Here is a 17,786-nt window from a genome sequence, read left to right as displayed (position 1 = left end):
GGTCCGGAGGGATTGCCTTCCGGACCGGGCCCAAGGCCGTCACCGCCGCTTGAGGAGTACGACTCCGTAGACGTTGCCCTCGACGGTGTACCGGGCCTCGGGGTGGAGGGAGGCGGCGTAGGCCTCGACGTCGCGGTAGCGCTTGCGGGAGTTGTCGAGGGCGATGAAGTCGGGGTTGATGCCGCGCGTAGTGGTGATCCAGAAGACGCGGCAACGTGAGGTGAGCCGGCTGATCGGCGCGATGTTCGCCTCGACGGAGGCGCCGTCCGGAATCTCGGCCAGCAGTCGTTCGATCGCGGTCACGCGCGCGGGCTTGCGATAGATCTCGCTCTCGGCCAGCGAGGCCAGCGGCAGCGAGGTCGTGAGCGCGAGGGAGGCGGCGGTGACGGCGGCGGGCAGGTGCTGGGCGTAGGAACGCAGCCACGCGCGTGTGCTGTCGCGGGTGCGGTCGAGAGCGTCGACGAGAGCGAGGGACACGACGGGCATCAGGACGGCGCTGTAGTGCCAGTCGATGCCCCAGTACTGCGGATAGGAGGAGACGAAACGCCAGCCGATGGTGGGCAGGGCGACGAGGAGGAGCGGGGACCGCAGGGCGAGCAGTCCGGTCGTGGGGATCAGCAGCCACCCGACCGTGCGGAGCTTGGTGTCGAGCCCGTCGAGCGGCCCGCCGCCCCCCGACTCGTTGACCTTGTTCCAGTAGTCATAGGTGCCGGCGCTGTTGAAGCTCGGTATGACCAGCAGGAGGGTGGCGGCGACCGCCACCACGCCGAGGACGGCGACGCCGGTCGCGTACCGGGCAGCGCGCGGGGAGTCACCGCGTGCGCGCAGGGCGACGACCACGGCGATGGCGGCCAGCGTCATCCCCAGGTCCTCCTTCACGAGGACGAGGGGAAGCGCCCAGAGCAGAGCCGCACGCCAGCGCCGGGCGAGCAGCGCCTCAAGGCTGAAGGCGATGAGCGGTACGGCGAAACAGATCTCGTGGAAGTCGAAGTCGACGGCCTGCTGCAACCCCCAGGACAGCCCGTACGCGACACCGAGCGCCAGCCCGCGCGCCCGCCCGAGCAGCCGGGCGGCGGCACGGGCGACGGGCACGGCGGACAGGGCGAAGAGCGCGGCCTGGGCGACGAGGAGGGTGACGGGCGAGGGGAAGACCCGGTACAGGGGCGCGAGGAGGACGGTGACCGGGCTGAAGTGATCGCCCAGGATGTTGAACCCGGGGCCCTTTAGATCGGCGATGGGCGCCTGGAGATGCGCGTAGGCCCGTATGACCTGCTCGAATATGCCGAGATCCCACGACTTCTGGCCCAGATGCCGGTACCGCCCCACGGAGACGATCGCGTACCCGACGAACAGCGCCGCGGCCAGCAGCCATGGATCACGCCGGCCACCGTCGGGCCGCTCGGTTCCCGAGGAGCGGGACGTGTCCTGCGCCGGTATATGGGGCTCCGTGGAGGTGTCCTTGGTCGTGGACGTGGCGGAGGTGGGCATGAGGGGACCTTACGCGGTGTACATCCGTGGCCTTGACTCGCAGGGGGGACTTCGTCCCGGACCCGGGACGCCGTACCACCGCCATACAGCGCGGTACCGACGCCATACAGCGCGGTCCGGGCGCCATACAGCAGAGAACCGGCGTTATCCACAGGCCCCGCGCCCGCCCGCGCAGCGACGTACGCTGGAAGACCCCGGCCCGTTACCCGCGTCGGGCCCTTCGTGTTGCCCACCCCGGACGGAAGCGCCCCCGAATGAGCCTGCACGGTCTGCTCGACGCCGTAGTCAAGGACACCGCCCTCGCGGAAGCGATCACGGCGGCCGCAGACGGCAACCGCATGCACGTCGACCTGGTCGGCCCCCCGGCGGCCCGTCCGTTCACGATCGCCGCCCTGGCCCGTGAGACCGACCGTCCGCTCCTCGCGGTGACGGCGACGGGGCGGGAGGCCGAGGACCTGGCGGCAGCCCTGCGCTCCCTCCTCCCCGCGGAGGGCGTCGTGGAGTACCCGTCCTGGGAGACCCTTCCGCACGAGCGCCTCAGCCCCCGCAGCGACACCGTCGGCCGCCGCCTCGCGGTGCTCCGCCGGCTCGCCCACCCTCGTACGGACGACCCCGAGACGGGCCCGGTCTCGGTCGTCGTGGCACCCGTCCGCTCGGTCCTCCAGCCCCAGGTCAAGGGTCTCGGCGACCTCGAACCGGTGGCTCTGAAGACCGGCCAGACCGCCGACCTGAACGCGATCGTGGACGCCCTCGCGGCCGCCGCGTACGCGCGCGTGGAGCTCGTCGAGAAGCGCGGCGAGTTCGCCGTACGAGGCGGCATCCTGGACATGTTCCCGCCCACCGAGGAACACCCCCTGCGCATCGAGTTCTGGGGCGACGACGTAGAGGAGATCCGCTACTTCAAGGTCGCCGACCAGCGCTCCCTCGAAGTCGCCGAGCACGGCCTGTGGGCCCCGCCCTGCCGTGAACTCCTCCTCACCGACGAGGTGCGCGCACGCGCGCGTGCCCTCGCCGAGCAGCACCCGGAGCTGGGCGAACTGCTCGGCAAGATCGCCGAGGGCATCGCGGTCGAGGGCATGGAGTCCCTGGCGCCGGTGCTGGTCGACGACATGGAGCTGCTGCTCGACGTCCTGCCCAAGGGCGCCATGGCCGTCGTATGCGATCCGGAACGGGTACGCACGCGTGCCAGCGATCTCGTGGCGACCAGTCAGGAGTTCCTGCAGGCGTCCTGGGCCGCCACGGCCGGCGGCGGCGAGGCGCCCATCGACGTCGGCGCGGCCTCCCTGTGGTCCATCGCGGACGTACGCGACCGCGCGCGCGAGCTGGACATGATGTGGTGGTCGGTCTCGCCCTTCGCGGCCGACGACGAGCTCACGGAGACATTTGCCGCTGACGCGGCGGGGGACACCCTGAAGCTCGGCATGCACGCGCCCGAGTCGTACCGCGGTGACACCGCGAAGGCGCTCGCCGACACCAAGGGCTGGCTCGCCGACGGCTGGCGCACGGTCTTCGTGACCGAGGCCCACGGCCCGGCGGCCCGCACGGTCGAAGTGCTCGGCGGTGAGGGCGTCGCGGCGCGCCTGGAGGCGGACCTGGGGGAGATCTCCCCGTCTGTCGTCCATGTCGCCTGCGGATCGATCGACTACGGCTTCGTGGACCCGGTGCTCAAGCTGGCCGTCCTGACCGAGACCGACCTGTCCGGACAGAAGGCGGCCGGCAAGGACGGCGCCCGCATGCCGGCCCGCCGCCGCAAGACCATCGACCCGCTCAGCCTGGAGACCGGCGACTACATCGTCCACGAGCAGCACGGTGTGGGCCGCTACATCGAGATGGTGCAGCGGACCGTACAGGGCGCCACGCGCGAGTACCTCGTCGTCGAGTACGCCCCCGCCAAGCGCGGCCAGCCCGGCGACCGGCTCTACATCCCCACCGACCAGCTGGAGCAGATCACCAAGTACGTCGGCGGCGAGGCGCCCACTCTGCACCGCCTGGGCGGCGCCGACTGGACGAAGACCAAGGCGCGGGCCAAGAAGGCCGTCAAGGAGATCGCCGCCGACCTGATCAAGCTCTACAGCGCGCGTATGGCGGCGCCCGGGCACGCCTTCGGCGGGGACACTCCCTGGCAGCGCGAGCTGGAGGACGCCTTCCCGTACGCCGAGACGCCCGACCAGCTGACGACCATCGCCGAGGTCAAGGAGGACATGGAGAAGTCGGTCCCGATGGACCGTCTGATCTGCGGCGACGTCGGCTACGGCAAGACGGAGATCGCGGTCCGCGCCGCCTTCAAGGCCGTCCAGGACGGCAAGCAGGTGGCCGTACTGGTCCCCACGACCCTGCTGGTGCAGCAGCACTTCGGGACGTTCTCCGAGCGCTACTCGCAGTTCCCGGTCAATGTGCGCGCCCTGTCCCGCTTCCAGACCGACACCGAGGCGAAGGCCGCCCTGGAGGGCCTGCGCGAGGGCTCGGTCGACATCGTCATCGGCACGCACCGGCTGTTCTCGTCCGAGACCAAGTTCAAGGACCTGGGCCTGGTCATCGTGGACGAGGAGCAGCGCTTCGGCGTCGAGCACAAGGAACAGCTGAAGAAGCTGCGCGCGAACGTCGACGTGCTGACGATGTCCGCGACCCCGATCCCCAGAACCCTGGAGATGGCGGTCACCGGCATCCGCGAGATGTCGACGATCACCACTCCGCCCGAGGAGCGCCACCCGGTCCTGACCTTCGTCGGCCCGTACGAGGAGAAGCAGATCGGCGCCGCGATCCGCCGCGAACTGCTGCGCGAGGGCCAGGTCTTCTACATCCACAACCGGGTCGAGTCCATCGACCGCGCGGCCGCCCGCCTGCGCGAGATCGTCCCCGAGGCGCGCATCGCCACGGCGCACGGTCAGATGTCGGAACAGGCCCTGGAACAGGTCGTCGTCGACTTCTGGGAGAAGAAGTTCGACGTCCTGGTGTCGACCACGATCGTCGAGTCCGGCATCGACATCTCCAACGCCAACACCCTGATCGTGGAGCGCGGCGACAACTTCGGCCTGTCCCAGCTGCACCAGCTGCGCGGCCGGGTGGGGCGGGGAAGGGAGCGCGGATACGCCTACTTCCTGTACCCGCCGGAGAAGCCGCTCACCGAGACCGCCCACGAGCGCCTCGCCACCATCGCCCAGCACACGGAGATGGGCGCGGGCATGTACGTCGCCATGAAGGACCTGGAGATCCGGGGCGCCGGCAACCTGCTGGGCGGCGAGCAGTCCGGCCATATCGCGGGCGTCGGCTTCGACCTGTACGTCCGGATGGTCGGCGAGGCGGTCGCGGACTACCGGGCCTCGCTGGAGGGCGGGGTCGAGGAGGAGCCGCCCCTTGAGGTCAAGATCGAGCTCCCGGTGGACGCCCATGTCCCGCACGACTACGCGCCGGGCGAGCGGCTCAGGCTGCAGGCCTACCGCTCCATCGCCTCCGCCAACACGGAGGAGGACATCAAGGCCGTACGAGAGGAACTCACCGACCGCTACGGCAAGTTGCCCGAGCCGGTGGAGAACCTCCTCCTGGTGGCGGGTCTGCGGATGCTGGCACGCGCGTGTGGCGTCGGCGAGATCGTCCTGCAGGGCAACAACATCCGCTTCGCGCCGGTGGAGTTGCGTGAGTCCCAGGAGCTGAGGGTCAAGCGGCTGTACCCGGGCACCGTCATCAAGCCGGCGGTGCATCAGGTGCTGGTGCCGCGTCCGAAGACGGCGAAGGTGGGCGGGAAGCCGTTGGTCGGGCGGGAGCTGCTCGGGTGGGTCGGGGAGTTCCTGGCGTCGATTCTGGGGTCGTGAGGTCGGCGGGCTCTGCGGGGCCTGCGGTGCCCGCGGCTCCTGCGGCTTCTGTGGTGTCAGCCGTTTCTGTGGTGCCGGTCGTTTCTGGTCGGGCTTTCTAGTCGGCCCGCACCTCGGTGTTCTGGCAGGCGTGCAGCAGCCACCGTCCGTCGTCCTGCCTGGTCATGACGTACAGCGGGGCGCCCTCGGTGTCGCCCTGCGGTGAGTGGTAGACCTGCCGGACCTTGACGGCCGCCACGTCGGGCCGCAGGAACTGCGTGTGCACCACCTCGTAGGTGACCTCGCCGTCCCAGGTCGCGGCGGGCAGTACGGCGCGGGTGAACTCGGCGATCGCGTCGAGGCCGATGAGGACCTTGCCGTGGCCGGTGGTCCAGAGCGCGTCGGGGTGGAAGAGGGCGAGGAAGCCCTCGGGGTCCTTGGCGCGCTGGGTGCTCTCGACGGTGGCGACGACGTCCTCGATGGCCTTCAAGTCCGCCTGTCCGGTGATGCTTTCCGCTTCGGTGTTCATGCGGATCACTCTGGGACCTCAAGCGGACTTGAGGTCAAGCCCCGTCTCGGGGCTCGCTCCGGAACAGCGTCGCCGCCAGTGCCCGGAACACCTCCTCGGGGTCCTTGTCGCCGACGGGACCGTCGAGGTTGTGGCTGAGGAGCAGCGTGGCGAAGCCGTGGGCCAGGGACCAGGCGGCAACGCCGGCCAGGCGGCTGTCGATGCCGAGGCCCTCGGGCCGTACGGCGGAGACGGCGCCGCGCAGTGCGTCGCCGGCGAGGGCGCGGGCCGTGGTCAGTTCGAGGTCGTCGGCGCGCAGCAGCTCGGGTGTGAACATCACCTGGAAGTGGGCGGGGTGCTCGCGTGCGAAGCGGACGTAGCGGACGCCCGCGTCCTTGAGGTCCCCGGCTTCGTGGAGGGTGCCCGCGAGCAGGCCGAACCCTTCGGCGGCGATCGCCGTGAGCAGTCCGGTGCGGTCCTTGAAGTGATGCGCCGGCGCCGCGTGCGAGACGCCTGCCCGGCGGGCGAGGTCGCGCAGGCTGAGAGCGGAGGGGCCGTCGGCGGCGATGACGTCCAGGGCCGCGGTGAGGATGGCGCGGCGCAGGTCGCCGTGGTGGTAGGGGCGGCTGGAGGACGGCTTCTGGGCGGCGGACGGCTGCCTCTGGGCGGGCGGTTGTTGTGCGGGGGCCATGTCATCAGCGTACGCGGAATCTAGGCATTGACAAGTTCGGCGGTGCCGGGCAATCTTGTCGGTGTCAAGTTCTGAGACTCGGGCCCGGGCTTCGGGTCTCGTGATGTCGAACTGGGGGAGTTGCGTCATGGTGAAGCACGAAGGCGGTCTGGATTCGGGTCGGGTACGTCAGCTCTGGCACCTGCTGGAACCGCTGCATGCGGTGCTGTACTACGCGCCGGAGGTCTTCGAGGAGGCGGCCGCGCTCGGTTACGGCACGGCGGAGCGCTGGCCGACTTACTTCCCCTACCGGGCTGCGCCGTTGGGGGCGGTCGGTGCGGAACAGGTCACGTCGGCCTTCTACAGCTTCAGCCCGCGCATGGTCGCCGAGCACATCGGCCCCGCGTGGAAGATCGCGAGCCCCGAGGCCCTGTTGCGGGCGAGGGTGAGGGGCATGGATCGTGCGTACCGCGCGATATTCGGTGACCGGGTGGACAGCCCCGAGTTGGCGGAAGCCGCGGCGCTCGCCCGCCGCGCCGCCGAGGCGGCCGACACCGCGGGCCGCCCGCTCGCCGCGGCCAACGCCGCCCTGGACTGGCCGCAGGCCCCGCACCTCCAGTTCTGGCATGCGGCGACCGTCCTGCGGGAGCACCGCGGGGACGGCCACATAGCGGCCCTGCAGGTGGCCGGCCTCGACCCCGTCGAATCGCTCGTGTCCTTCGCCGCGATAGGCGCCGCATCCGTCGAACGCTTCGAGAGCCGGGGCTGGAACCCCGAGGAATGGACGGCCGCCCGCGACCGCCTGGCCGCCCGTGGTCTGGTCGACGCCGCCGACGGTACGGCGACGGAGGCGGGCCGCGAACTGCGCCGCACCGTCGAGGAGCACACCGACCGACTCGCAGCCGCGCCCTGGCGGGCCCTGACGCTTGAGGAGGTCGACCGCCTGGTGGAACTGCTGGGCGAGTTCTGGGTGGCGGTGCTGTCTTCCGGTCTGCTGCCTTCGGAGACGACGTTGGGGATCGGGAAGGTGTGAGGAGAGGCCTGTCTGGTTGAGGGTTGCCGACGGCGCGAAGCCGCCCGCAAGAGGTGGGCCTCCGCGGACGGCCTCTGTTCGCAAGGTGGTTCAGTGAAAGCTTGGCTGTGACCCCGACTGTGAGTCGTGCTCCTCCGTGGGTCTGAGGTCCTATGGCTGCTCGGGCTTGTCGCGGTCCATGCCGAGTCCGCGCTCCATCCGCTGCTGCGCGTCGTCGACCTGGCGCTCGTACTTGTTGCCCGTCTTCTCGTTGACCTTGCGTTCCGCGGCGTCGGACATGTCCCTGGCCTTGTCCTGTGAATGCCGGTTCTTGAACCTGTCGAAGATGCCCATGCAGAGCTCCTTCCGCTCCTCCCGGAGGTGATTCCCCACCGACGATACGCCCGGGTTGCGAGGTATGCGCGACAGGCTCGTTGTGGTCTGTACCTCCGGTCTGAACCCTCGGTCCGAACCTCTTGAATGCCGCCGTGCGCCGGGTCGCTACCGTGTTCGCGACGGTGTACGAGGGAAGACCGCCTGTGCGGGGCGGAACGGGCTAGCAGGGGAGGGGCGCACAGTGATGCGTCTGAGGGGCGGGGCGGCGAGCGCCGCGGCGATGCTCGGCATGGTGCTGGTACTGACGGGCTGCGAGAACGTCGACCTGTCCGTGGACGACGAGGCCTCCGGCTCCGCGGCCCCGGGCGCCGGCTCCGGCCGCGCGGTGAGCCCACTCGACAACCCCGACGGCACGAAACCAGGACTGGCACCGCTCACCTCGGACGCCGACCGGGCCGAGGGGCGGGCCCTCATCGAGAAGGTGGCGACGAAGGGACGCGGCCCCAAGACGGGTTACGACCGGGACAAGTTCGGCTACGCGTGGATGGACTCGGCTCCGGGCGGCATCCCGTTCGCCCGCAACGGCTGCGACACCCGCAACGACCTCCTGAAGCGCGACGGCGAGGACGTCCGTTTCCGCTCCGGCTCGGACTGCGTGGTGGCCTCCATGACGCTGGACGACCCGTACACGGGCCGGACGATCGACTGGACCAAGTCCCGCGCCACGACCGTACAGATCGACCACGTCATGCCGCTGTCGTACGACTGGCAGATGGGAGCCTCCCGCTGGTCGAAGGGCAAACGCCAGGACATCGCCAACGACCCCCTGAACCTCATACCCGTCGACGGTCCCACCAACAGCTCCAAGGGCGACTCAGGCCCCGCGTCCTGGCTCCCCCCGAACAAGAAGATCCGCTGCTCGTACGCGGTGCGCTTCGCCCAGGTGTCGCTGAAGTACGAACTGCCGGTGACGGCTGCCGACAAGGAGATGATGCTCGGCCAGTGCGGCGGGTGACGGGCGCCCCGGGGCGTGCCGGGCTGTCGGGCGGTGCGTGGAAAACGGCTTTCCGGCGCCGTCGCCCGCGCCTACGGTGACGCGCATGGAGTTGAAGGTATCGAGCCTCGCCGAGCGTCCCGAGATGCTGGAGCGGGTCGTCGACATGGCGGACACATGGCCGGAGTTCATGGTTCAGGACCTCGTGGGCAACGCCCACTACGGCCGGATCGCCCGTGAACTCCCGGAGTACGTGCTGTTCGCCGAGGACGAGACGGGTGAGGTCGTCGCCCATGCCTACAGCGTGCCGTTCGTCCTCGCTGCCGAGGGGCGCGGACGGCTGCCCGCCCGGGGCTGGGACGAGGTGCTGGTGTGGGCCTTCGCCGACCAGCGCGCCGGGGTCCGCCCCGACACGGTCAGCGCCATCTCCGTAGTCATCGCCCCGCACGCCCAGGGCGCCGGCCTGTCCGCCCGGATGCTCTCCGCGATGCGCGACAACGCCCGAGCCCACGGCTTCAGCGAGGTCGTCGCCCCGGTCCGCCCCAGCGCCAAGCACCTCGAACCGCACACCCCCATCGAGGAGTACGCCCACCGCGTACGCCCCGACGGCCTCCTCCACGACCCGTGGCTGCGCGTCCACGCCCGCGCCGGCGCCACCATCGACTCCATCGCCCCGGCCTCCATGACCGTCGCCGGCTCACTGGACCAGTGGCGCGACTGGACCGGCCTGCCCTTCGACACCCAGGGCGACATCGAGGTGCCCGGCGCGCTGGTACCGGTGCGGTGCGAGCCGGAGCGGGGCTACGCGGTGTACGTCGAGCCCAATGTGTGGATGCGGCACCCGCTGTGAGCCGGCCCCGCGGCGTACGTCGGCCTGAGGGACGGGACCGGCGCGCCCGCTGATCCGGAGGCGGAGCCTCCGCGACCTGGGATGTCGTGCGGAGTGATCAGCACGACAACGGTTCGGTACAACCGGTGACCGTATGTCGGTGTCGACCTATACGCTCGAACCGACAATCGCACGAGCGAGGTTGCCGCGCACCGGGCAGGGGCGGTCGATCTCGTCGCTCACTTCAGGCATCAGGAGCAGCCATGCAAGGCCACGGCTATACGCAGCCGGTGAAGCAGCCGCCGCCGACGGGGTTGCTGGTCTTCCTGCGCGTGCTCTTCGTCGTGCTCTCGGTGTGCAGCTTCGGCCTGCTGATGTGGGCGATGATGCTCCGCCTGGCCATCGTGACCCGAAAGCCGCTCGACTGGGGCCTGTTCGCGGCGTCGATCGTGGTGGAGTTCCTCGGCTTCTACCTGATGGGCTCCGAGCCCGGCGACGAGATCCACACCGCCGGCGGCTGGACGGGCTTCGCGCTCCTCCTGGGCGGCATCGTGCTCTCGGTCTCGTACTACCTCGCCGCGGACATACGCCACTTCCACCAGCTCAGCTTCCCCGGCTACCCCGCACAGCGGGGCCCGGCCCCGGCCTACGGCTATCCGCAGCCCCAGTCGCCGTACACCGCCACGACCGTGCCGCAGTCGCCGCCGATACCCCACACCCCGATACCGCACACGCCGATGCCCCACACACCGGTGCCGCAGACCCCGGCACCGCCGTCGACGGCACCGCGCGACGCCGCCCCCCACACCCCCGCACCGCCGCCCCCGCAGCGCCCGGCGCCCGCCCGTATCGACCAGGTGCGTGCCGAGCTCGACGAGCTCAGTGACTACCTGCGCCAGCACGACGGCCGGCAGGACGGCAACCACGAGGGCGGAAGGTGACCGTGGCGACAGGACGAGTCGTCGCCGGCCGCTATGAACTGTCCACGCTCATCGGACAGGGCGGCATGGGACAGGTCTGGACGGCGTACGACCAGCGGCTCGACCGGCGCGTGGCGGTGAAGCTGCTGCGCCCCGACAAAGTGGCCGGACAGGAGGCGGACGAGCTGCGCCGCCGTTTCGTGCGCGAGTGCCGGGTGACCGCGCAGGTCGACCACCCCGGGCTTGTCACGGTGCACGACGCGGGCAGCGAGGGCGAGGAACTGTTCCTCGTCATGCAGTACGTCGACGGCGCCGACCTCTCCGACCATCTCGCCGAGCGCAACCCGTACCCGTGGCAGTGGGCGGTCGCGGTCGCCGCGCAGCTGTGCGCCGTACTGAGCGCCGTGCACGCCGTGCCGATCGTCCACCGCGACCTCAAGCCGCGCAACGTGATGGTGAAGCAGGACGGCACGGTCACCGTCCTCGACCTCGGCGTCGCCTCCGTCATGGACGCCGACACCACCCGCCTCACCCACACCGGCACCCCGATCGGCTCGCCCGCCTACATGGCCCCTGAGCAGGCGATGGGCGGCGCGGTCGGCCCGTACACCGACCTGTACGCACTCGGCGTACTCCTGCACGAACTCCTCAGCGGAGACGTGCCGTTCTCGGGCTCGACGGCCCTCGGTGTGCTGCACCGGCATCTGTACGAGCCCCCGCTGCCCGTGCGCCGGACCCGCCCCGAGGTCCCCGAGGCACTCGAAGCCCTGGTCCTGCGCCTGCTCGCGAAGGACCCGCAGCACCGCCCCGCCTCCGCCCAGGAGGTCTACGAGGACCTGGAGCTCCTCCTGCCCGCGCGCGGGACGCCCACCGGAGCGCCCCTCGATCCCACCCGCCCCTTCCTGCGCCCCCACGCCCCCTGGCCGGACCGCGCCCGCACCCCCGCGCCCCAGCCCGTCCCCGCCACCCCGGTCACACCCGCCGACGAGAAGCCGGACGTCGCCCGTGCCGTCGACGAGGTCAAGCGCCTGCTCGGCGAGGGGCGTATCACCCAGGCCGTCGACATCCTCGGCGCGATCCTGCCCGCCGCCGCCGAACAGCACGGCGAGCACTCCCCGGTCGTGCGCACCCTGCGCAAGCAGTACGCCGCCACGCTGATGGACGACGGGCAGTACCGGCGCGCGCTCCCCGAACTGCGCCGCCTCGCCGATGAACGCGCGGCCGAGGCCGGCCAGGCCGACCCCCAGTCCCTGCGCTTCCGCTACGACGCCGCCCAGTGCCTGGAACAGCTCGGCGAACCGGCGGCCGCGCTCACCGAGTACCGCGCGCTGCTGCCGTACTACGAGAACCAGTACGTGTCCGGCGACCCCGAGCTCGCCCACGACGTCCGCCGCCGCATCGGCCACCTCCTGCTCGCCGTCGGCGACCGCCCCGCCGCCCACGACACCCTGGCCCGCCTGCTGCTCGACGTGGAGCGCCTGCGCGGCCCCGGCCACCCGCTCGCGACCGAGGTGCGGCGGACACTGCAGTGGCTGGGGCAGGTGCGCGGCTAGGGCCCGCGACGCCGGCTGATCCAAACGACAGGCCGTAGTTCCGCACACCACCACCGCCGAACGGCCCGGGTGGGCCGGCCGGGGGTGCTTCGGCGAGGTTCGGTGCCCGAAGTCCTGGTGAATCGTTGGTCGAATGGGTTGGCCAGAGCTTGCCCACTGCCTACCATCGATCACCGCAAGACTTTGTGCACCGTCGCACAAGCTCTCCTCGGGAGGTCCCCTTGCACCGCCGCCGTCGCACCGCGCTCCTCCTCTCCGTCGCGATCGCCGCGGCCCCGCTCCTCACCGCCTGCGGAAACGACGCGCACCCTGGCGCGGCCGCCGTCGTCGGCGGTGAGCGGATCACCGTCTCGCAGCTGGAGAACCGGGTGAGCGAGGTGCGCGCGGCGCAGCGCGCGGCCGTGCCGGACGACGCCCAGTACGCGCAGGTCATCGCCAAGTCCGGCACCCTCCCGCGCGACGTGCTGCACACCATGGTCCTCGACCAGGTGCTGCACCGCGCCGCCCAGGACGCGGGCGTGACCGTCAGCCGCAAGGAGCTCCAGCGGATGCGAGGCGGCCTGGAGGAGCAGGTCGGCGGCGCCAAGGCGCTGGAGGCCGCCTGGCTCCAGCAGTACGGCATCCCCCCGCAGCGCGTGGACGAGAACCTCCGCCTTCAGCTGGAGGCCCAGAAACTCGCCACCACGCTCGGCACCGACACCGGCAAGCCCGCGTTCTGGAACGCCCTGTCCGAGGCGTCCAAGAAGCTCGACATCGACCTCAACCCGCGCTACGGCACCTGGGACGTCCAGAAGAGCAGCCGGGCCGACGCACAGACGCCGTGGGTGCGCGAGGTGACGGCGGCGGGGGTTCAGCAGACGGCGTGACGGTACGGGCGCAGCCGCCTCCCCTGTGGATAGCGGCGGAGCCCGGCCCCGGCCCGTGGACAAGGGCGGAGCCCACTCCGGCCTGTGGATAACTCGGGGTGTCGTCGGCGTCGTGGGTTACGTTCGGATCGTGAACGCAACCAGTCCCGAGGCCGCCCCCGGCCGTATCGTCCTGCTCACCACCAGCCACCGTGTCGCGCCCGGCCTGCTGTCCTGGCCCGCGTGGCAGGCACTGCACGCGGCCGACCGTGTGCTCTGCGCGGACGGCGCACACCCGCAGCTGCCCTATCTGCGGGAGGCCGGGATAACGGTGGACGAGGCCGCCCCGACCGCCCAGGACCTGATCGACGCGTGCACCGGCGGCCGCACGGTCGTGGTCGTGGCCACCGGCGAGGGCGAGCCGGCCCTCACCGACGGCCTCGCCCGTCTGGCCGGCACCGGCCGCATCCGGATGCCGGAACTGGAACTCCTCCCCGCCTCCTACGACCTGCCCGGCGCCCGCCTCCTCGACCTCGTCCAGGTCATGGACCGCATCCGCACCGAGTGCCCGTGGTCCTCCCAGCAGACCCACAAGGGCCTGGCGAAGTACGGCATCGAGGAGGCGTACGAACTCGTCGAGGCGATCGAGGACGGCGACCGCGACGAGCTGCGCGAGGAACTCGGCGATGTCCTGCTCCAGGTCGTCTTCCATGCCCGTATCGCGGAGGAGGGCCGCGCCGAGGACGGGGCCGCCCCCTTCTCCATCGACGACGTGGCCGGCGGCATCGTCGCCAAGCTCATCCACCGCCATCCGCACGTCTTCGGCGACGAGACGGCGACGACCCCCGAGGAGGTCAAGGAGCACTGGCTGCGCACCAAGGCCGTCGAGAAGCAGCGCGAGTCGGTGACGGAGGGCATACCCCTGGGCCAGCCGGGACTCGCCCTCGCGGCGAAGCTGGCGTCACGGGTGCGCACGGCGGGACTGGAGGTGCCGCTGCCCACCGGTGAGGGCATCGGCTACGAGCTCCTCGCGATGGCGGTCCGCGCGGAGGCGGCCGGGGTGGACCCGGAGGCCGCACTGCGGGTTGCCGCGCGGGCCTATCGGGATGCGGTGCGGGCTGCTGAGGGGGTGTCCTCTTAGTACCGTTGGGGCAACGGGTGGGTGCGAGGCGTGGGGGCCGGTGTGGCAACGGAGTTGGAGGAGCTGCGGGACGCGCTGGTGCGTGTGATGGGCAGCTCACCGGATGCGTCGCGTCGGATCGCGGAGGCGCTGGATCAGTCGGGTGTTCCCGGGGCGGTGGAGCTCTGGTTCCGGACCCCGGGAGGGGCGGTCCCGGACAGTACGCTCGCCCGTGAGTGGGTCAGGTTGCTGGCGGCTCTGCGCAGAAACCATCCCAAGGAGTTCTCCGACCTCCAGACCGTCGCGGCCGAGCGCACCGACGAACCCGCACCGCCCGGGCCCGCCTCCGGTGTCACGGCTGCCGGACCCCGTTCCATCGCGGCGGGCGGTGACATCGGCGTCGCCGTGACCGGTGACAACGCCCATGTGGTGACCGGTGGCGTCACGCACCACGTCGCCGGTGACCACATCGACTTCCGCGAGTCCACGTTCCACGACCGTGTGGTCGGCGTGCAGCACAACCACTACGGTGCCGTGCCCGCGCCGGCGGACTGGCGGCCGATCCTGCAGGTGGGGGCGCTGGAGTTCGGCGTACGCCCCACCCGGCCCGTGCCAGGGGTGCCCGATGTGCCGCCGTACGTGAAGCGCGACTGCGACGAGGACTTACGGGCCAAGCTCACCGGCCACGGCCTGGTGGTGATCCTCGGCGAACCCTGCGCGGGCAAGTCGTACACCGCGTGGCGCGCGGTGCGCTCGCTGAAGGGCCCGCGACGCCTGTACGCCCCCGACGCCGGGGAGGACCTGCGCCCCTTGGTCGCCGCGCTCCAGGGCGACCCCGGCGCGTACGTGGTCTGGCTGGACGAGCTGACCGGCCATCTCGGCGCGGGCGGCCTGGATCTGCGGCTGCTGGGACGGCTCAACCATCTCGGGGCCGTCGTGCTCGCCACGATGAGCCCCGACGAGTACTACCGGCGGCGGGCCGGGACCACGCCGGGCGACCGGGTCGTGGCCGCGGCGCGCACGGTGGAGCTGGCGCGCGAGTGGAGCGACGCGGAGCTGGCACGGCTGGCGGCGCTCGACGATCCGCGCGCGTATCCGGCGTACATGTGGAGCGGCCGGGAGGGTGTGGCCTCGTACTTCGCCGTCGGGCATCACCTGTACGACGAGTGGCGTCGCGTGGGTACCCAACTGGAGCACCCGCGTGGGCAGTTACTGGTCCGGGCGGCGGTCGATCTGGCCCGCTGCGGGGTCACGGCGGCGGTGCCGACCGAGTTGCTCAGGAAGGTCCAGGAGCAGTACCGGGCGGAGGACCGGGAGTCGTTCGAGGACGCTCTGGCCTGGGCGACGGCGCCGATGTTCGGGGCCTCGGGGCTGCTCGTCGCGGGTGCGGAGGAAGGTACCCGGCGGGCGTACGGGGCGCTGGTCGCGGAGGCGCTGCGGTCGGGCGACCTGGAACCGGTGCCGGACGAGGTGTGGTGGACGCTGCTCGACGCGGCCCGGGATCCGGGTACCTCGCTCGATTTCCCCGCCGTCCTCGACGCGGCCCGCACTGCGCTGTCCTCCCGCGTGGAGGCGGGCGACCCGGCGGTGGCACTCGGATTCGCCCGGCGCACCGAGGGCGACGAGCGTGAGGTCTGGCTGCGGCGGGCGGCGGAGGCGGGGGATGCGTGGGCGGCCGTGGAGCTGGCGGAGATCCTGCGGGAGCGGGGGGAGGAGAACCGGGCTCTCTCCTACCTGGAGCGGGCGGCGGAGTCGGGCAGCGAGAAGGCCGCGGCCCGGCTGGGCAGCCTGTTGCGGGACCGGGCCGAGTACTGGTTGCGCAGGGCGGCCGAGGCCGGTGACGCAGCGGCGGCGCACGAACTGGGCGACCTGCTGGTGAGCCGCAGCCCGAGCGAGACGCTGCGTTGGTACCAGCTGGCCGCATCCGGGGGGCGACACGAGGTGGCGGGGAGCATTGGTATCCAGCTTGCCCTGGGTGGACACCCCGGGGCTGATACCTGGCTTCGCTACGGGGCCGAACGGGGAGACGCGCGTGCCGCAGCCATGCTGGCCGCCCGCCTCCGAAAGGAGAGTCACTCTGACGGTGCCGAGGTGGAGCGTCTCTACCGGCGGGCGGTAGAGGGCGGATCAGCGCCTGGGGCGCGCAGCCTCGGCACGATCCTGGAAGAGCGAGGTGAGCTTGACGAGGCCATGGAGATGTACCTCCGGGCTCACCAGGGAGGCGCCGTCGGCGTCGAGAGGTATATCGGTTACCTGCTGCTGCAGCAGGGCAAGGTCGAGGAAGGCGAGGAATGGCTGCGCAGAGCTGCGGCCGCGAGCCTGACGAGCCTTCCCGACACCTTCCTCGCCCCACCTGGCTCCGCCCCCGACAGCCCTCCGGATACCGTCAAGGAGTGACCAACCAGCCCCACCCCCCGACCCCCACCCCCCCGGCCCCCGAACTCTTCACCTGGGAGTTCGCCACGGACCCCTACCCGGCCTACGCCTGGCTCCGGGAGCACGCCCCCGTGCACAGGACGCGGCTCCCCAGCGGGGTGGAAGCCTGGCTGGTCACCCGGTACGCAGACGCCAAGCAGGCCCTCGCCGACAGCCGTCTCTCCAAGAACCCGGCTCACCACGACGAGCCCGCGCACGCCAAGGGCAAGACCGGTATCCCCGGGGAGCGCAAGGCCGAGTTGATGACGCATCTGCTGAACATCGATCCGCCGGACCACACCCGGCTCCGCAGACTCGTCTCCAAGGCCTTCACCCCGCGCCGCGTCGCCGAGTTCGCCCCCCGCGTGCAGGAGCTCACCGACCAGCTCATCGACGGGTTCGCGCAGCGGGGGAGCGCCGATCTCATCCACGAGTTCGCCTTCCCGCTCCCCATCTACGCCATCTGTGACCTGCTCGGCGTCCCCCGCGAGGACCAGGACGACTTCCGGGACTGGGCGGGCATGATGATCCGGCACCAGGGCGGCCCGCGGGGCGGCGTCGCACGGTCGGTGAAGAAGATGCGCGGCTATCTCGCCGACCTCATCCACCGCAAGCGCGAGGCACTCCCCGACACGCCCACCCCCGGCGAGGACCTCATCTCCGGCCTGATCCGCGCCTCCGACCACGGGGAGCACCTCACGGAGAACGAGGCCGCAGCCATGGCCTTTATCCTCCTGTTTGCCGGATTTGAGACGACCGTAAATCTCATCGGCAACGGCACCTACGCCCTGCTCACCCACCCCGAGCAACGCGCCCGCCTCCAGAAGTCCCTGGCCCCTCACGACACCGCCACCCACGACACCGCCGCCCCCGACACCGCCCTCCTCGAAACCGGCATCGAGGAACTCCTCCGCTACGACGGCCCCGTCGAACTGGCCACCTGGCGCTTCGCCACCGAACCGCTCACCCTCGGCGGGCAGCGCATCGCCGCCGGCGACCCCGTCCTCGTCGTGCTGGCCGCCGCCGACCGGGACCCGGAGCGGTTCGCCGACCCCGACGTCCTCGATCTCGGCCGGCGCGACAACCAGCACCTCGGCTACGGCCACGGCATCCACTACTGCCTCGGCGCCCCGCTCGCCCGCCTGGAGGGCCAGACCGCCCTGGCGACGCTCCTCACCCGGCTCCCGGATCTGGAACTCGCCGTGGATCCGGCCGAGTTGCGATGGCGGGGCGGCCTCATCATGCGCGGACTGCGTACCCTTCCGGTGGAGTTCACCCCAGTTGGGTGAGTGCGTCCACCCCGGCAAA

At 71.3% G+C, this 17,786-nt stretch carries 14 protein-coding genes; 10 read left to right on the top strand and 4 right to left on the bottom strand.

Going from position 1 to position 17,786, the window contains the following annotated elements:
- Positions 1 to 39 precede the first annotated feature (39 nt).
- Entirely contained in the window at positions 40 to 1,488 is a 1,449-nt protein-coding gene (locus ACFWYS_RS18210; protein ID WP_384769371.1) for a DUF2079 domain-containing protein, read from the bottom strand.
- Between the two features lie 254 nt (positions 1,489 to 1,742).
- Here ACFWYS_RS18210 and mfd point away from each other — a divergent pair, with 254 nt between their 5' ends.
- A complete protein-coding gene (mfd, locus tag ACFWYS_RS18205) occupies positions 1,743 to 5,297 on the top strand; it encodes a transcription-repair coupling factor (RefSeq protein ID WP_384769368.1) in 3,555 nt (1,184 codons plus the stop codon).
- A gap of 97 nt (positions 5,298 to 5,394) precedes the next feature.
- Here the strand turns inward: mfd and ACFWYS_RS18200 are convergent, their stop codons facing one another.
- Together ACFWYS_RS18200 and ACFWYS_RS18195 are read right to left on the bottom strand one after the other, a co-directional pair.
- Entirely contained in the window at positions 5,395 to 5,805 is a 411-nt protein-coding gene (locus tag ACFWYS_RS18200) for an SgcJ/EcaC family oxidoreductase (RefSeq protein WP_384769364.1), read from the bottom strand.
- 34 nt (positions 5,806 to 5,839) lie between these two features.
- Positions 5,840 to 6,475, bottom strand: coding sequence for a TetR/AcrR family transcriptional regulator (locus ACFWYS_RS18195; protein ID WP_384769361.1), 636 nt, complete (start codon positions 6,473 to 6,475; stop codon positions 5,840 to 5,842).
- A 127-nt stretch (positions 6,476 to 6,602) separates the two neighbouring features.
- Here ACFWYS_RS18195 and ACFWYS_RS18190 point away from each other — a divergent pair, with 127 nt between their 5' ends.
- Positions 6,603 to 7,487, top strand: coding sequence for a hypothetical protein (locus ACFWYS_RS18190; RefSeq protein ID WP_384769358.1), 885 nt, complete (start codon positions 6,603 to 6,605; stop codon positions 7,485 to 7,487).
- 150 nt (positions 7,488 to 7,637) lie between these two features.
- On the opposite strand, the gene ACFWYS_RS18185 is transcribed toward ACFWYS_RS18190, so the two are convergent.
- Complete coding sequence (locus ACFWYS_RS18185; protein WP_384769355.1) at positions 7,638 to 7,820, bottom strand: Rv0909 family putative TA system antitoxin; 183 nt, start codon at positions 7,818 to 7,820, stop codon at positions 7,638 to 7,640.
- Positions 7,821 to 8,082: 262 nt separating this feature from the next.
- Between ACFWYS_RS18185 and ACFWYS_RS18180 the strand changes: the two genes are divergently transcribed.
- The 8 genes from ACFWYS_RS18180 to ACFWYS_RS18145 all read left to right on the top strand — a co-directional run bounded on the left by ACFWYS_RS18180 (position 8,083) and on the right by ACFWYS_RS18145 (position 17,767).
- Positions 8,083 to 8,817, top strand: coding sequence for an HNH endonuclease family protein (locus ACFWYS_RS18180; RefSeq protein WP_384769655.1), 735 nt, complete (start codon positions 8,083 to 8,085; stop codon positions 8,815 to 8,817).
- An 85-nt stretch (positions 8,818 to 8,902) separates the two neighbouring features.
- Positions 8,903 to 9,646, top strand: coding sequence for an N-acetyltransferase (locus ACFWYS_RS18175; RefSeq protein ID WP_384769352.1), 744 nt, complete (start codon positions 8,903 to 8,905; stop codon positions 9,644 to 9,646).
- A 242-nt stretch (positions 9,647 to 9,888) separates the two neighbouring features.
- Positions 9,889 to 10,566: a hypothetical protein gene (locus ACFWYS_RS18170; protein ID WP_384769349.1), complete on the top strand. Its 678-nt coding sequence runs from the start codon at positions 9,889 to 9,891 to the stop codon at positions 10,564 to 10,566.
- Positions 10,567 to 10,604: 38 nt separating this feature from the next.
- Complete coding sequence (locus ACFWYS_RS18165) at positions 10,605 to 12,098, top strand: protein kinase (protein ID WP_384769652.1); 1,494 nt, start codon at positions 10,605 to 10,607, stop codon at positions 12,096 to 12,098.
- 221 nt (positions 12,099 to 12,319) lie between these two features.
- Positions 12,320 to 12,964 (top strand): SurA N-terminal domain-containing protein, encoded by a 645-nt coding sequence (locus ACFWYS_RS18160; protein ID WP_384769346.1) that lies wholly within the window; start codon positions 12,320 to 12,322, stop codon positions 12,962 to 12,964.
- A 130-nt stretch (positions 12,965 to 13,094) separates the two neighbouring features.
- The gene (locus tag ACFWYS_RS18155; RefSeq protein ID WP_384769343.1) at positions 13,095 to 14,084 is read left to right on the top strand and encodes a nucleoside triphosphate pyrophosphohydrolase; all 990 of its coding nucleotides are present in this window, start codon (positions 13,095 to 13,097) and stop codon (positions 14,082 to 14,084) included.
- Positions 14,085 to 14,126: 42 nt separating this feature from the next.
- Positions 14,127 to 16,460 carry a hypothetical protein gene (locus ACFWYS_RS18150; protein WP_384769340.1) on the top strand — a complete coding sequence of 778 codons (2,334 nt, stop codon included), beginning with the start codon at positions 14,127 to 14,129 and terminating at the stop codon, positions 16,458 to 16,460.
- Positions 16,457 to 17,767: a cytochrome P450 gene (locus tag ACFWYS_RS18145; RefSeq protein ID WP_384769338.1), complete on the top strand. Its 1,311-nt coding sequence runs from the start codon at positions 16,457 to 16,459 to the stop codon at positions 17,765 to 17,767. The genes ACFWYS_RS18150 and ACFWYS_RS18145 overlap by 4 nt, the downstream gene beginning before the upstream one ends.
- Positions 17,768 to 17,786: the final 19 nt, after the last annotated feature.

The organism is Streptomyces sp. NPDC059010, from assembly GCF_042740355.1.
Lineage (GTDB): Bacteria > Actinomycetota > Actinomycetes > Streptomycetales > Streptomycetaceae > Streptomyces.
This window is presented reverse-complemented; position numbering and strand designations above follow the sequence as displayed.